The organism is Arthrobacter sp. 260, from assembly GCF_013116745.1.
GTDB lineage: Bacteria > Actinomycetota > Actinomycetes > Actinomycetales > Micrococcaceae > Arthrobacter_D.
Genome location: NZ_JABFOE010000010.1, coordinates 151,419 through 166,374, shown reverse-complemented (window position 1 = coordinate 166,374; position 14,956 = coordinate 151,419). Strand labels below are relative to the sequence as shown.

The 14,956-nt window shown below is 62.3% G+C and carries 9 protein-coding genes; 4 read left to right on the top strand and 5 right to left on the bottom strand.

Annotated features, from left to right (window positions below):
• The 3 genes from HMI57_RS12810 to HMI57_RS12800 all read left to right on the top strand — a co-directional run.
• Positions 1-2,147 (top strand): PKD domain-containing protein (locus HMI57_RS12810; RefSeq protein WP_171586391.1); only part of this gene is annotated, 2,147 nt, incomplete at its 5' end.
• A gap of 134 nt (positions 2,148-2,281) precedes the next feature.
• Positions 2,282-4,819 carry a PKD domain-containing protein gene (locus tag HMI57_RS12805; RefSeq protein ID WP_216607435.1) on the top strand — a complete coding sequence of 846 codons (2,538 nt, stop codon included), beginning with the start codon at positions 2,282-2,284 and terminating at the stop codon, positions 4,817-4,819.
• Between the two features lie 152 nt (positions 4,820-4,971).
• Positions 4,972-5,706, top strand: a complete 735-nt coding sequence (locus HMI57_RS12800) for a hypothetical protein (RefSeq protein WP_171586389.1) — start codon at positions 4,972-4,974, stop codon at positions 5,704-5,706.
• A 104-nt stretch (positions 5,707-5,810) separates the two neighbouring features.
• On the opposite strand, the gene HMI57_RS12795 is transcribed toward HMI57_RS12800, so the two are convergent.
• The 5 genes from HMI57_RS12795 to HMI57_RS12775 form a co-directional block, all read right to left on the bottom strand.
• Positions 5,811-7,520: a right-handed parallel beta-helix repeat-containing protein gene (locus HMI57_RS12795; protein ID WP_171586271.1), complete on the bottom strand. Its 1,710-nt coding sequence runs from the start codon at positions 7,518-7,520 to the stop codon at positions 5,811-5,813.
• Between the two features lie 333 nt (positions 7,521-7,853).
• A complete protein-coding gene (locus HMI57_RS12790) occupies positions 7,854-9,038 on the bottom strand; it encodes a hypothetical protein (RefSeq protein WP_171586388.1) in 1,185 nt (394 codons plus the stop codon).
• A 389-nt stretch (positions 9,039-9,427) separates the two neighbouring features.
• Positions 9,428-10,366: a glycosyltransferase family 2 protein gene (locus tag HMI57_RS12785; protein WP_171586387.1), complete on the bottom strand. Its 939-nt coding sequence runs from the start codon at positions 10,364-10,366 to the stop codon at positions 9,428-9,430.
• Between the two features lie 103 nt (positions 10,367-10,469).
• Positions 10,470-12,017 carry a lipopolysaccharide biosynthesis protein gene (locus HMI57_RS12780; protein WP_171586386.1) on the bottom strand — a complete coding sequence of 516 codons (1,548 nt, stop codon included), beginning with the start codon at positions 12,015-12,017 and terminating at the stop codon, positions 10,470-10,472.
• The gene (locus HMI57_RS12775) at positions 12,014-13,174 is read right to left on the bottom strand and encodes a glycosyltransferase (protein WP_228721095.1); all 1,161 of its coding nucleotides are present in this window, start codon (positions 13,172-13,174) and stop codon (positions 12,014-12,016) included. Before HMI57_RS12775 ends, HMI57_RS12780 begins: the two co-directional genes overlap by 4 nt.
• A 308-nt stretch (positions 13,175-13,482) precedes the next feature.
• On the opposite strand from HMI57_RS12775, the gene HMI57_RS12770 reads away from it, so the two are divergent.
• On the top strand, positions 13,483-14,925 hold the full coding sequence (locus tag HMI57_RS12770) for a polysaccharide biosynthesis tyrosine autokinase (RefSeq protein WP_171586384.1): 1,443 nt from the start codon (positions 13,483-13,485) through the stop codon (positions 14,923-14,925).
• Positions 14,926-14,956 lie beyond the last annotated feature (31 nt).

Here is a 14,956-nt window from a genome sequence, read left to right as displayed (position 1 = left end):
TGTCGGTTGATGGTGGTGAGTCCTCGGATGCGGATGGTTCTGTTGTTGGGTACGCGTGGGATTTCGGTGATGGTGGGTCGGGGTCGGGTGTGACGTCGTCGTGGACGTATGCCGAGGCGGGGACGTATTCGGTGACGTTGACTGTCACTGATGATGATGGGGCGACGCACAGCACGAGTACTGATGTGACTGTGGTGGCTCCGCCGGTGGATCCTGAGGATCCTGAGGAGCCGCCGGTCAATGGGGTGGTGGCGAGGGACGCGTTTGGTCGTTCGCTGGCCACCGGTTTGGGTGCTGCTGATGTCGGTGGCGCGTGGAGCCTCAATGGTGCGGCGTCGTACTTCTCGGTCGCTGATGGGGTGGGTGTGATGAATCTGAGCCGGGCTGGCCTGGGTCCGAGCGCTTATCTCGGGGAGGTTTCTTCTGACGAGGTTGATGCGTCGGTGGAGATTTCCCTGGACAAGGTGGCCAACGGTGGCGGTGTGTTTGCTTCGTTGCAGGGCCGGGTGGTTCCGGGTGCCGGAGATTATCGGGCGAAGGTGAAGGTTGCCGGTAATGGTGCGTTGACGTTGTATATCAGTCGGCTTGCCAACGGTTCGGAAGTGACGCTGGCGTCGCAGGTGTTGACGGGTGTCTCTTATGCGCTCGGGGATTCTGTGGTGGTCCGGATGGAAGCTACCGGTACGTCGCCGACGGTGTTGAATGCGAAGGCGTGGAAGGCTGGCAGTGCTGAGCCGGCTGCGTGGCAGCTCAGTGAGGAGGACTCGACCGCGTCGTTGCAGGTTGCCGGTGGGGTGGGGATCCAGTCGTATCTGACGGGGTCTGCTACCAACGCTCCGGTGCGGGTCCAGTTCGATGAGTTGAACGTGACCAGCCAGGGCCAGCCGCCGGTCGATCCTGAGGATCCGGAGGATCCGCCGGTGGCTAATGGTGCTCCGGTGGCGGCGTTTACGTCGTCGGTGGAGGGGTTGGTGGTGTCGGTTGATGGTGGTGAGTCCTCGGATGCGGATGGTTCTGTTGTTGGGTACGCCTGGAATTTCGGGGACGACATCACCGCAACGACGCCAACGGCCAGCCACACCTACGCGGCGGCCGGCACCTATTCGGTGACGTTGACTGTCACTGACAATGATGGGGCGACCCACAGCACCACCGAAAGCGTTACCGTCGCCGCTCCGCCGGTGGATCCTGAGGATCCTGAGGATCCGCCGGTGGTAAACGTGGCACCGGTGGCGGCCTTCACTTCGTCGACCGATGGGCTGGCGCTCACCGTGGACGGAACCGGGTCCACCGATTCCGACGGCACGGTGGCCAGCTACCTCTGGAATTTCGGGGACGACATCACCGCAACGACGCCAACGGCCAGCCACACCTACGCGGCGGCCGGCACCTATCCGGTGACTCTGACGGTGACCGACGACGACGGCGCGACCCACAGCACCACCGACGAGGTTGTGGTGGAGGCGCCACCGGTTGATCCGGAGGAACCGCCCGCAGCCGAGCCCCTCGCGCAGGATAGCTTCGCACGCACTGTCGCCAACGGGCTGGGCGCCGCTGACGTCGGAGGAAACTGGACCCTGAACGGAGCGCCGTCGTACTTCTCGGTCGCAGACGGAACAGCAAGTATCAGAATGATCCGGGCGGGTGCGGGTCCCTTCGCCTACCTGAATGAAGTGTCCTCCTCCACTGCTGAAACCCGGGTGAACGTGAGCCTGGACAAGGTAGCCAATGGGGGTGGCACCTTCATCATGGTCACAGGACGGCGGGTGGGCGTCGAAGGCGAATACCGGACCAAGGTCAAAGTGGCAGCTACTGGGGCTGTGGCCATTGACCTGACCCGGGTGGTCGGCTCCACCGTCACCACCCTCCAGAGCAGGACGATCAACGGTCTCTCGTACGCGGTGGGTGATGAACTGACCATCAAGTTCTCTGTGTCAGGGACCTCGCCCACTACTCTCGGTGCAAAAGTGTGGAAGGCGGGAGAAACCGAACCGGAGGCCTGGCAGGTCACCGCAAGCGACTCCACTGCCGAACTGCAGGTCCCCGGAGGCGTGGGACTGATGACGTACGTGTCAGGTTCATCCACCAACGCTCCGATCACAGGACGGTTTACCAACCTCCTCGTCCGCGATACCAGCGCAGAGTAGCGCTGGAATGATGAATCGAAGTAGCCATGAAAAATGACAGAGGACTATCCGCCACTGACCGGCCACTGAGTGCAACACGACGGCGGCGCCGGGCCTTGACCCGGAAAGTTGCCGCGGTGCTCACGGCTCTGGGGATGACCATCTCACTGATGGTGTTCGTCGCGCCCGGGGCGCAAAGCGATACCGCACCGGTGAACCCCGGCAACCCGAGGACACCGGTCACAGTGTCCTCGGACCCGTTGCCGACGGCCCAAATCAACGGTGTCGCCTGGCAACAGGTCGTCGTGGGGAACACCGTCTACGTGGCGGGGAACTTCTCGACGGCCCGGCCGTCGGGGGCGGCACCGAATACCCAGACCGTGACACGGCGCAACATCCTGGCCTACAACCTCACCACCGGCGCATTGCTCACCGGATTCGCTCCAACCCTCAACGGGCAGGCGCTGACCATTACTGCGCCACCTGATGGCTCACGCATTTACGTCGGTGGGGACTTCACCTCGGTCAGCGGAGTGAACCGGTCACGGATCGTCGCGCTGGACCCGTCGACCGGCGCGGTGATCAGCAGTTTCGATCCACGGATCGGTGGGTCGGTCCGGGCGCTGGCGGCAACCAACAGCACCGTGTACGTCGGGGGCACCTTCGGCTCCGTTGGCACCGCGTCCCGCAGCCGCCTGGCTGCGGTCCAGGCCTCCAACGGTGCCCTGCTGCCCTGGAATCCCAACGCCAACAACCGGGTCAATGCCCTGGTAATTTCACCCGACCAGAGCAGCGTGGTGATCGGCGGAGCCTTCACCACGCTCAATGGTTCGAACCGCCCCGGCTACGGACTGGGGCGGGTCAACGCCACCACCGGTGCCTCCCAATCGCTGGGAGTCAACGATGTCATCCGGAACGGAGGAAATGACTCAGCCATCCTGTCGCTGTCCTCCGACGGCACATCCTTCTACGGCACCGGATACATTTTCGGGACGGGCGGCAATCTTGAGGGAGCCTTCGCCGGAAACTGGTCCAATCACAGCCTGAAATGGGTGGAGGACTGCCATGGAGACACCTACGGCATCTGGGCCTCCTCGACCGCCGTCTACACTGCCGGTCACGCCCACTACTGTGGGAACATCGGCGGATTCCCGCAAACCGAACCCCGCACCTGGTGGCGTGCCCTCGCCTTTTCGAAGGCAGTTACTGGAACGGCCACCCGGGACATCTACGGCTACCCCAGTTTTACTGGACAACCGACACCCAACATCCTGAGCTGGTTCCCCCAACTGGATACCGGCACAGCTTCGGGGCAGAGCCAAGGGCCGTGGGCAGTGGCTGGCAACGAACAGTACGTGGTGATGGCGGGGGAATTCCGCAACGTCAACAACCGGCCGCAACAGGGTCTGGTGAGATTCGCCGTTAGCAGCATTGCGCCCAACGACGACGGACCGCGGGTGAGCGGCGCCAACATGAACCCATCACTCGCCTATCTGTCAGCTGGCACGGTGCGGGTTCGCTGGACAGCGAACTGGGACCGTGACAACGAGAACCTCACCTATCGGGTTATCCGCGACCGCAATGCCGCGTCCCCGGTGCACGTGGTCGACCGGGGCTCAACCTTCTGGCAGCGGCCCCAGCTGGAGTTCACCGATACGGGCCTCTCCGCGGGGCAACACGACTACCGTATCGAAGCCTATGACCCGTTTGGGAACGTCGCCCGATCGGATTATGTGACGGTGAACGTGCCGGTGGGATCGTCGCCGGCAGCAAACCAGAGCCCCTCGGCGTCGTTCACGCAGACCGTGAACGGGCTGTCCGTCGGGGTCAATGGAACCGGCTCCGCTGATCCGGATGGGACGATCGCGTCGTATGCGTGGAACTTCGGCGATGGAACCACCGCCAGCGGACCAACCGCAAGCCGCACTTACGACGCGGCGGGCACTTACACGATCAGGCTGACGGTGACTGACGACGACGGCGCGACCGGCACCACCACGCGGAGCATCACCGTGGCCGGTGATGATGATCCGCCGCCACCCCCTCCACCGGGCGCCGCGGCTGCCGATGCGTTTGAACGCTCGGTGAGTTCCGGGTGGGGAACCGCCGACGCGGGCGGAGCCTGGACCACCAACAGCAACTCGTTCTTCTCAGTGAACCAGGGCAGTGGCGCAATGAACGTCCATCGGGCGGGTGCAGGTCCCTGGGCCCGACTAACGTCGGTAGCCACCACAACGGCTGATGCCCGCGTGAATTTTTCCCTGGACAAGGTGGCGAACAGCGGCGGAACCTTTGTAACCCTCGTGGGACGTCAGGTCGGGACCAGCGAGTACAGGTCAAAGGTGAAGGTCGCCGCCAACGGGTCGGTGGCAGTGGACATCACCCGGGCGATCGGATCGACTGTCACCACCCTGATATCCCGCCAGGTCAGTGGCCTGACCTACCAGGCAGGAGACGACGTCGCGATTCGCTTCGAGGCAACCGGTACATCACCGACTACGCTCAGGACCAAGGTGTGGCGGGTGGGGCAGCCGGAGCCATCGGCCTGGCTGGCGTCGGTGACCGATTCGGCGTCGCAACTGCAGTCAGCTGGTGGGGTAGGACTTACCACCTACATTTCCAGCGGTTCAACCAACGCACCGGTGGTGGCACGGTTTGACGATCTCACAGTGGCAAGCGCGGAAGGGCCTTAATGATCGGATTGAAGAAGCGAGCACGGGCTTCAGCCCGGTGGCTTCGCAAAAGAGGGAAACGACTGTGGGCTGGTTGCTCGGTGGTGCTGCTGTCGGTACGCAATCGGTACAGCAGGGCGTCGGTCCTCGGATCGGCGCCGGTGGTCGTGTCATTGACTAGTTATGGACAGCGGGTTTCCAGGGTGCACCTGGCAATCGAATCGGTGGGGAGGGGCACGCTGAAGCCGAGTCGGCTGATCCTCTGGCTTGACGATCCAGAAGCTTTCAGAGCCCTGCCGCGTGAACTGGTCCGGTTGCAGGCCAGGGGGTTGGAGGTCCGGCTCACTGAGAACCTTGGCCCCCACACGAAGTACTACCCCTATGTGGCCTCGCTGCAGGCGCACCACCTGCCCCTGGTAACTGCCGACGACGACATTGTGTACCCGCGCCGCTGGCTCCACGCCCTCTACGCCTCCTACCTCGCCCATCCGCTCGACATCAGTTGCCACTGGGCCAACCGGGTCAAGACGGGGGATAACACCATTGCCGACTATGCGCAGTGGCTACCGTGCCGGAGCACCGAACCGCGCAGCGACCATTTCGCACTGGGAGTGTCGGGGGTGATCTACCCGCCGATGATGCTCGACGCGTTGGCGCGGTTGGGCACACGATTCACCGTTGTCAGTCCCACCGCTGACGACATCTGGCTCCACTGGGCTGCGCTGCAAACCGGGCTGCACATTCGGCAGGTGTCCAAAACGCCCCGACACTTTCCGCTGATACCCGGAACCCAGCAGGTCACACTCCGAGCTGGAAATGTCGAACAGAACGGGAATGACCGCTGGATCAGTGGACTGTACACAGCTGAAGACCTTCAGCTCCTGACCGCTGTCCCCACCCGGGGATGAATACCCGCAGGCTGGGTGGGGTGGCCTGCACACGAAGTTGCCCGCCAGAGGAATCCTCTGGCGGGCAACGTCCACGGTCTCAGCTAGTTGCCGATCGGGCTGGATTAACCGTTGAAGCGGATACCGAGATCTGCACCCTCACGGAGGAGCTCGCCGGTGTCAGCCCAGCGGTTGGTGGACAGGCCGTGAACGGTGCTTGCGGACCGCTGGATGATACGGATCGGGTACTTGCTTCCGTTGCCGTAGTCCAACTGGTTTCGTCCGAGATGGTTTTCCCTCACTGTCACAGTGATGTTCGGGTACTTGCCGTTCGCGATGTTGATGCTGGTCTGGCCGTTGTCGACCCAGTTGTGTTCGACCACAACATTGGCCAGCTTCGCCACGTTCTGCTGGAGCATGATGGCGATCCCTGCGTGGGGGACGCGGGGTCCATTGGAGCTGCCAGCGCCCGCCACTGAGGATGCATCAATATTGTTGCCGACAATCCTGATGTTCTCCCCGCCCTGAACCTGGATGCCGTCGTTATGGGTTCCATCCGAGTGGGACGGCGACCAGTCGAAGTAGGTCAGGGTGTGGATGTAGTTTCCCTCGGCGAGGACATTGGCGGCAGTCGAGCCGCCTGGCCGATTGAAGATGCCGAGGCCGTCGTTGGTGTGGGAGATGTGGTTCCGCTTGGCTGTGTAATCGTGGCCAACAATGCCATCCCGGAAGTGGTGCGGGCGATCCGGTTTGATGGTGCTGTCCTCAATCACGAGGTTGGAGACCGCAGCGGAGGTCGCGTCGACAATTCCTGTCGCATTTCCCGGGGCGTGGCTTCCGCCCCGCAGGAGGCTGTTCCGGATGACCACATTCTTGGCGCGGATCTTGATGTCGCCGAAGATCTCGAGGTTTTCGAGTACGGTGCCGTCCTGGGTGATTACCAGGTCGGCGCCGCTGGTGTTGTAGGGCGTGAGGGTGGTTCCGGCGACGGTTCCCGTGGTGGATTGGGTGGGCTGGTAGGTGCCCGTGACCAGTGCAGCACGATCACTCGGTGGCTCCGTTGCAGGGGGTTCGACCGGGTCGACCGGCTCCGCTGGGGGATCCACTGGTTCTTGGGGTGGGTCGACCGGTTTGACCGGCTCTGCTGGGGGGTCGACGGGTTCTTGGGGTGGGTCGACCGGTTTGACCGGCTCGACGGGAGTCACAACTGGTGGTGTCGGTTTCGGGCGCCGGTCAATGGGTGCACGCCATCCCCAGCCCCGCGGTTCAGCATCGGATGAGGCTGCGACGGCGGGCAGGACAGGTGTTTCGCTGTCCGCGGGGGCGGTTGCGAGGCTCTGATCTTTCGAAGCCGCCTCGTCGGCGGCGTCAGCAGGCTGCGCCTTGTCAACGTCGGCTTCAGGACCGGGTTCAACCGCAGCTTCGCTGGCCAGCGGTTGCTTGTCCGGGCGTACCTCATCAGCTAGTGCCGAATCGGAAGAGCGGGCGGTCTCAGTCGGTTTCGGAGACCTGAGCTCCCCACCTTTATCAGCGGTAGGCGCTGGGATGTCGAGTCGCACGGGACTCTTAATGGTCGCCTTCGAAGGGGTGGACAGTTGTTCAGGGGTGGACAGCTGAGTACTGCTGTCGCTGAAGTTCTTTGGCGCTTGGGCTACAGCCTCCGGTGCGGCGGCCTCTGGAGCGACCACAGCGGAATCGAATACACTGCCGGTTGTTGCACCCGGATAGGTGCAGCCGGTGAGAGCAAGTGTCGACACCAGGACGATTCCGGCTGTTCGGGCAGCGATGGAACCGCGGGTGGCGGGGGACTTGGAGTGGGATCGTGAATGTCGCACTGGTACCTGTATCTGTCGATTGATCCGGGCACGGAGAATCACAGCCATAGTGACGTGTGAAAATGCAGTGGCAGTCCCATGCCAACCGCGACCGTGTGATGCGGCGCCCAAAAAATTCGACAGACCAAGCGCCTACATACTCCCTCGGGGAGTAGGCCTAAAGAGGTCTCCGACCCCGGCTTGTGGATTTAGCGTAATCGAACCGTGATCTGAATTCCAAACCGGTGGAATCATTTTTCCGAAACTGGTGTCACATAAAAAGACGGCTGCCGGCCGGACGCGGGGTCCGGCGGGCAGCCGTCTTAGGGGAGGGGAATCCCTCGAAATCACTTGCTAGCCGTTGTAGCGGATCCCCAGGTCCCTGCCCTCACGAAGCAGTACATTGTTGTCTGCCCAGCGGTTGGTGGAGAGACCGTGAACGGTGCTCGCACTCCTTTTGATGATCCGGATCGGGTACTTGCTGCCGTTGCCGTAGTCCATCTGGTTGCGCCCCAGGCGGTTCTCCCTGACCGTGACTGTGATGTTCGAGTACTTGCCGTTGGCAATGTTGATGCTGGTCTGGCCGTTGTCGACCCAGTTCTTCTCGACCACAACATTGGCAAGCTTCGCCACATTCTGCTGGAGCATGATGGCAATACCGGCGTGCGGAACCCGGGGGCCGTTTGAGCTGCCGGCTCCTGCCACTGAGGAGGCATCGATGTTGTTGCCAATGATGTGGATGTTCTCCCCGCCCTGTACCTGGATGCCGTCGTTGTGGGTTCCATCAGAGTGGAAAGGGGACCAGTCCCAGTAGGTCAGCGAGGAAATGCGGTTTCCCGATGCCAGGACGTTCGCCTTGACCGAACCGCCAGGTCGGTTGAAGATACCGAGGCCGTCGTTGGTCAAGGAAATATTATTCCGCTTGGCCGAGTAGTCGTGCCCGACGATTCCGTCGCGGTTGTGGTGGGGGCGTATGGGCCTGATCGTGCTGTCCTCCACGATCAGATTCACCACGGCGGCCGAGGTGGAGTCGACGATTCCTGTCGCATTGGCCGGGGCATGTGTTCCACCGCGAAGGATGCTGTTGCGGATCACTACGTTCTTGGCGCGTACCTTGATGTCGCCGTAGATGTCCAAGTTCTGCAATACCGTGCCGTCCTTGGTGATCACCAGGTCTGCGCCACCGGTGTTGTACTTGGTGAGCGAGGTCCCTGCGATGGCACCGGCTGTGGTCGTGCTTGGCTTGTAGTTGCCGGGGATAAGAGCGCTCCGGGTGGTCGCTGCGAGCGTTGCATTAGGTGTCGTCTGGGTTGAGAGATTCACTGCAGCGACCGCGTTGACCGACTGTGCGACCACTGAATCCACGCCGTTGTGCACCGCTGCCGCCGGCGTCTCAGGGGTTGCTGCAGGCAGGAGTAGCTCGTTGGCGGAGGAATAGGGGTCGGTGCCACCGGAGCTGGCGGACGTTCCGGGATGTTGACTGCAGCCCGCCAGGGCGAGGGTCGAGGCGAGGAGGAAACCGGCTGTCCGAATGGCCATTTTGCGCGGTTTTACTGACGAATTCTGAGCTGTTGAATTTTGCATTCTAAACCTGTATCTCTATGGCTTTTCGGGCATGAAGGATCGCCTGAAGAACCGGGGATTTGCGAGAGAAAACTGGCAGTCCCGATGCCAGCTGTGACCGTGAATACGCCGCCCGTAGATCCAAGACCGAGCGGTGTACGTACCCTCTTCAGGGTCAGTCCGGGAGGCTTTCACCTCCGCTTGTGAAATTAGCCTAAACGATTAACGACCGTTATGCCCAGCCATAAAGTGCCTTTGGCGATGAATTGTTTACGCAGGAATTGCGCTATCCCGCAGGAATTACCCTATTGGCGCAAGAACGGCACTATTGGCGCAAGAAATACGCTATCGACGCAGGAACTACGCTACTTTGGCGAATGTCTCTTGTACTCGCTGTACACATAGCCGAAGGCACCGGACGCCATGCCGGCTCCACGGGCTGCGGTCCGCAGTCCTTTCGCCTGGTGGCGCTGGGATCGGGTGGCCAGGCCAAGTACGAAGCGGCCAAGTCCCCCAAGTAGCCGAATCCCGCCCGCGCATAGGAGCTTTGTCTGATTGAGGATCCGGCGTGGGGGAGAGTCGCTGAGTTCGAGAGTGACCCGGCTCCAACCGTTACCACTGCGAAAGGCGCGCCTCATTACCCAGTCCCGGGTGAGTCGACTCTCTGGAACGCGGTCCACCACGACCGCCTCGTCGCACCACACCATCTTTGCGCCGCTCATGACGATGTGGCGTGTGAAGAGGGTGTCAGAGCCACCGCTGAGCCCGAATCGATCGTCGAATGTCATGCCGAGGTCACGAATCTGGTGCAGGTCAAGGAGTAGGTTGTTGGTTGCGGCAACGCTCAGCGCTGTCCCGGTGGGCAGCCGACGCCGGTTGAAGAATTCGCCCGCGACAATCCACGGATCGGGGGTTCGCGAGTATTCGGAAATTACCGGACCCACCACCGCAGCCGCCTGAGTTGACTGGTAGGTCTGCAGCAGGGCGTTCAGCCAGCGCTCCGACGGAACCTCATCGTCGTCGATGAAGACCAGAAGGGAATCACCTGTTGACTCTTTCAGGGCGCGGTTGCGGGCCGCAGCGATACCGGGCGCCGGCTCATGCACGTAGTGCAGCCTATTATCAGTGAACTCCTTCACTGTGGGGGCAGCATCGCCCGCTGGATCATTGTCGACGACAAGAATTCGCGTCGGCAGCGGTGAAGTGTCGGCCTGCTGAAGAAGCGGCGGAACTGCCGACCGGAGGTCCTCCGGGCGCCGGTAAGTCAACACGGCTATTACCAGTGAACCTGCGGTTAAGGTCATTTATTGTTTCTCCGGTATTTCTTTGATTAGTTATCCAGTGGGGTGATTTATTATTGTTTGGGGACGTTCAGGAATCAGCCTTTTGATGCTGGCTATGTATCATTCATGTTTTTGGCCGTAGCTGGATGAATGACCGCGCCTGGCGAATAAACAGCCGAAGATTTTTTCGATGAAAAATGACCATGATGAGGAGCGCTGACAGGAGGAAGGCCAGGAGGCCGAGCAGGAGCTGGGCAAGAGGGTCCAGGGATAGGCGTGTCAGTAGTAGGTAGGCAGCGCTGGCCCACAGGCTGGCGTGGATCGGCGGCCACAGGATGCCCAGTTGCTGTGGGACGGTCGCGCCACATAACCGGGACTGAATCGTCATCAGCACCGGGACAAGGAGGAATCCGGCAGCAGTGTAGCCGGCTGCCACCCAAAACAGTCCGAACTGGAGGCCGACCACGATCCCCGCAACCTGCAACGCAGTTGCAAGGATTTCGTAGCGCAGGTTTAGTCCGGAGCGTCCCATTCCTTTCATGAGCGATGGGGTGATGTAGAAAATGGTTTCCCGGGCGCCACCAATGGCCAACACACTGATGAGTGCCGCCGCGCCTGACCATTCGCTGCCCAGGACCAGGAAAACCAGTGGAGTCGACGAGCACGCGACGAAAGCCATCGCTGGAATGACCACCATCGACAGGATCTGCATTGATTTCTTGAGGTTTTCGGCCACCAACTCGCGATTGCCGGCAATCCTGGAGAACGCGGGGAACATGACCCGGTTGACTGTCTGCCCGATAAGTTGGACGGGGACCACCAGGATCCGGTAGGCCATGCTGTAGAGGGATAGCGAGGTGACGCCGAGAACCCGCCCCACCAGAATGTTGTCCACGTTGCGGGAGAAGTAGGCAAGGCAGTTGGTCGCAAATACGCCGAGGCTGAAGGCAAGGAGGGGGCGGACCTCGCCGAGGCGGAAATTGGGCGCCGGACCCCGGGAGCAGATCAGGAGAATAATCCCGACGACCAGGTCTGTGGCGACGACCTGATAGATGACCGAGAAATAGCTGGCCCCGAGGACTGCGGCGCCAATGCCGAGTGCGGCACCGGCTGCTGCGCCGGTCACATCCGAAATGGCGATACCGCGGAACTGAAGGGTCCGGGACAGCATGGCGCGGGGGGTGATGCCCAGGGCCTTGATGGGGACCGCGAGCGCCAGAATCTGCAGAACAAGTGTCAGCTCCTCGACCCGGAAAAAGTCGGCGAGGGCAGGAGCTGTCGCCCAGGTGAGGCCACCGATGGCGAAGGCCATCACCAGGTTCAGGGTGAAGACAGCCCCCGGCGCCCGGGCACTCAGCACTGGCCGCTGCACCAGGGCTGCTGACAAGCCCTGATCCAGCAGGAGGGTAACGAACACGATGTAGATGCTGGCGACACTGACGATGCCGTAGCTCTCCGGTCCCAGGATCCTGGCAATGATGATCGCGCACAGGATCTGAAACCCCTGCCTGGCGAGGACGGCCAGCAGACTCCAGCGCACGCCGTTAACAGCGCGGCTGCCAGCAAACCCAACAGGTGAGTCGTCCGGCGGAGGGTTTGGTCCGCCGGGGTGGGGTGTTCCGGCCGGAATTTCGTCGTCAGGCTCGGGTTCCGGTTCGCGTCCAGGCTTCACCGGGGTGCGCCCGCCGCCTCTTGGACCTCCTGTGCCACGGCGCGCTGGTACGCATCAATGCTGTGTTTGGCGGCAGCGACCCCGGCGTCTTCAAGAGCCCAGTCCCGGTAATCACGCCACGCAGCATCGACTACCTCTACGGCGTCCGCCAACTGGCTGACGTTGTCCGGAGCAACAAAAAGGGAGGAACGGTAGCCTTCGGCCGCCTCCCGCAGTCCTGAGGTATCGCTCACGATAAGCGGGCGTGCCGCCAGCAACGATTCGACTGCGGTATTGCCGAAGGGTTCGTCAAAGCGTGAAGTGACCACACAGATGTCTGCCTGCTCCAGGAAGGGCCAGATACTGGATTGGTAGCCGTGAAACCGGATGTCGCCTGCGAGCCCCTGCTGCTCGACCATTGCATGAAGCCCGTCAAGGAAGGCTTCGTTCCCCGGAAACACCGCCCCGACAATGTCCAGCGACACTTCCAGTCCACGGCGCCGAAGCTCGGCCAGCGCACCCACCGCCACATCGACGCCCTTGCGGTGGGACAGCCGCCCGACGTACAGCAGCTTCAATCCTCCAGTGAGAGCCTCCCGGGGAGGCACTATTTCGGGTGGCCCCGCCACTCCGTTATAGACGACTTTCAATCTGCCCTGAAGTGGCCGAAAGGCTTGCTCCTGGACCGTGGCACTAAACCTGCTGTTGACCAGGATCGATCCGGCAAGTGCCAGTGGTGCCGCCAGCGCCGTTCGCAGGAATTTCGAGGCGCTGCCTTCCGCCTCATGCACGTGTGCAACGATCGGCCTGCGGGAAATCTTTGCAAGCAGGAACCAGAGGGGAAGCGTGATGGTGCTGACGTAGACAACGTCAGGCCGGTGTTGTCTTATCAGTCTCAGGCCCCCCACCAATCCGGCGACAGATTCCCTCAGGAGGACCAGCGCCCCCCGGGGGGATAGCAGGCTCTTGCGGAGCACGGGGGTCGGGCAAAGGACCACAGGGATCCCGTGCACGGCCAACTCCTCGACGAGTGGTCCCGTGGTCGGGACGGTGACGATCACCGAACATCCCTCGCGACTCATACCGACTGCACTTTCAAGCACCATCTTGTCGCTGCCGTATAACTCGGCACTGGGGTGTGCCACGAGCACCGTCACGGCGCCATTGTTCGCGTGCATAGATCCCCCAGCCCTTTCCATCGCTGCGTCCCCGGCAACCCGGATCACCACCCGCCCGCGTCTACTTCATCTGGACCATCAGCGGGGGTGGGTGACGTCGGTTACAGACTATGCGGTGCACCGGTGAATGCCTAGGATGTTTTTTCGCCGTCGCGTTCCCTGAGTTGCGCGGTGTGTAAGAATAATCACATCGGCAGCAGGGGGCGTCAGATGATCCGCGGCATCCCCACGAGAGCTGCAGGTGATTTGAGGTCTCTCACGGGGGCACGTCCGGTCCCCGTGAACTCCCTGAGGAAATGAGTTTCGCGATGAAACTGGTTGAGTATGTCACAGCTGCTATTCATGGCTGGTGGATCATCCTGCTTGGACTCCTGCTCGGAGTTGCAGCGGCCTTCCTCGTCACCTCCCAGATGGCTCCGGTCCACCAAAGCATGGTCAAGTTCTACGTCGTCGCGCCAGTGGCCGAGAATCTCAGCCCGCTCCAGGCCGATGAGCTGGTCCGGGGGAGGATCATCGCGTACCCCAGCCTCCTGACGAGCGACCAGTTCGTTGAACGGATCACCAGCTCCAGCCGGCTTGATCTGTCGGAGGACCAGGTGGCCGACAGCATCACCGCATTCGGCGACCCGGAAACCCTGACACTGACGGTCAACGTCAACGATGTGGACGCAGATCGTTCACTCGACATCGCCACCGAGATCGCCAACAACTTCGGTGTCATGGTCAACGACGTCGAACGGGTTTCGGGAAACGCCACCGAAGGGACAGTCCTCTCCGTGATCTCGGGACCCTCCTTGGCTCCCGCTCCCGTCTCGCCGCGACCCAATCTCAACCTTGCGGTTGGCGCGCTCCTTGGATTGGGGATCGGCGCGCTGATTGTCATCGCCAGGGTCCGCTCGGACAAGTCGGTGCGCTCAATTGACCAGCTGGACTTCGAACCGTCGGCCAGGGCCCTCGCCACCATCCCCGACGACCATGCGGTGAGCAAGCTGTCCCCGGCCTCAGCGCCCTACCTGAACACCCGGCTGGCTGAGGCAGTGAGGGGGTTGCGCACCACCATCCAGTTCCACCCCCACACCGGGCCCCTCCAACTCATCGCGGTGACATCCGCGACCGCGGCGGAAGGACGCACCACCGTCGCCCTCAACCTTGCCCTGGTCATGGCCGAGGCGAAGAACCGGGTACTTCTCGTCGAAGCTGACTTGCGCCGCCCCAGCCTGGCAACCGTGCTTGAACTGCCCGACCGGCCCGGGCTGGTCGATATCCTGCAGGGAGAGGCAGACGTGGACGTCACCATCCAGCGCGTCGGAGCACTCGACGTCCTGGTGGCTGGCAGCTCGTCCAGCCAGCCATCCGAGCTGCTGGCGAGCACAACCCTGACCGACACCTTGTCCGAACTCCGCACCCGCTATGACCTGATTGTCCTCGACACCTCAGCGCTGCATCCGTTCACCGACGCGGCTCTGGTCTGCGCCGCCTCGGACGCGTCAGTCGTGGTCGTCGGCCATGGCATGACAACCCGCGACGAGCTGTCGGCTGCGCTGCAGTCCCTCGGTGCGGTGCGCAGCGACGTCCTGGGTACGGTGTTGAATCTGGTTCCTGGCGCCAGCTCGCCCTCGCTGCCGCCGTCGTCGGGCCACGTGAGCGGCCGGCGGAGCAGCCGCGGGAAGCACCCGGGGGCACACGCGTCAGATCCCACGGACACGCCGATGCCGACCGCCGAGGGCGCCGACCTTCCGCAGCGGAACTGACACGGTAGGCAGGCCAGGGGAAGGAAGTATC

Coding starts and splice junctions, on each gene's coding strand:
- HMI57_RS12790 (WP_171586388.1), bottom strand. CDS start 9,038: ATGGCCATTCGGACAGCCGGTTTCCTCCTCGCCTCGACCCTCGCCCTG.
- HMI57_RS12805 (WP_216607435.1), top strand. CDS start 2,282: ATGACCATCTCACTGATGGTGTTCGTCGCGCCCGGGGCGCAAAGCGAT.
- HMI57_RS12785 (WP_171586387.1), bottom strand. CDS start 10,366: ATGACCTTAACCGCAGGTTCACTGGTAATAGCCGTGTTGACTTACCGG.
- HMI57_RS12775 (WP_228721095.1), bottom strand. CDS start 13,174: ATGCACGCGAACAATGGCGCCGTGACGGTGCTCGTGGCACACCCCAGT.
- HMI57_RS12770 (WP_171586384.1), top strand. CDS start 13,483: ATGAAACTGGTTGAGTATGTCACAGCTGCTATTCATGGCTGGTGGATC.